Genomic DNA, 805 nt, shown 5'->3' on the forward strand with positions numbered 1-805 from the left:
GCAAGCGGCTTGACACAGGGCTTCTCATCCGCGCTCCTGCCCCGACGGTATGCCGCTCAGCTCGCTCCCGTGCTCGGCCGGGGCGGCGCGCGGGGTGCCCACCCAGAGGGCGTCGAGACGCCCGAGGACCCGGGCCGCGATCTGCTCCGGCGGGAGGCCGGCGTCGACGACGAGGTAGCGCTCCGGGTCGCGGGCGGCGAGGTCGAGGAAGCCCTGCCGGACCGCCGCGTGGAAGTCGTCGGCCTCGGACTCGAGCCGGTCATGGACATCGCCGCGACGTGCGCGGCCCACCTCGGGCGTCACGTCGAGGATGATCGTCAGGTCGGGGAACAGCCCTCCGACGGCCCACTGCTGCAGCCGCCGGATCTCGTCCGCGCCGAGGTCGCGCCCAGCGCCCTGGTAGGCGATCGAGCTGTCGGTGTAGCGGTCGGTGATGACGACCCGGCCCTCGTCGAGGGCGGGCCGGATGAGCTCGGCGACGTGGTGAGCCTTGTCGGCGGCGAAGAGCAGCGCCTCGGCGCGGGGGGCGACGTGGTCGCCGTGCAGGACGAGGTTGCGGATCTGGGCACCGAGCGGCGTGCCTCCGGGCTCGCGCGTGACCAGGACCTGCAGCCCGCGGCGCTCGAGCGCCTCGGTGAGCAGCCGGACCTGGGTCGTCTTCCCCGCGCCGTCGCCGCCCTCGAAGCAGATGAACCAGCCCGGCGCAGTGCTCTGGCGGGGCTGCTCACCGGTCTCGTTCACGACCACGAGCCTATGCGACCACCCCGACAGCCGACGCCACCGATGTGGACAGCCCGCGCCACCG

Annotated in this window: 1 protein-coding gene; it reads right to left on the reverse strand. The window is 73.9% G+C overall.

Annotated features, from left to right (window positions below; all coding sequences use genetic code 11):
• Window positions 1–24: 24 nt before the first annotated feature.
• A complete protein-coding gene (gene tmk, locus N864_RS22785; RefSeq protein ID WP_169735992.1) occupies window positions 25–741 on the reverse strand; it encodes a dTMP kinase in 717 nt (238 codons plus the stop codon).
• Window positions 742–805 lie beyond the last annotated feature (64 nt).

This window comes from Intrasporangium chromatireducens Q5-1 (genome assembly GCF_000576575.1).
Taxonomy (GTDB): domain Bacteria; phylum Actinomycetota; class Actinomycetes; order Actinomycetales; family Dermatophilaceae; genus Intrasporangium_A; species Intrasporangium_A chromatireducens.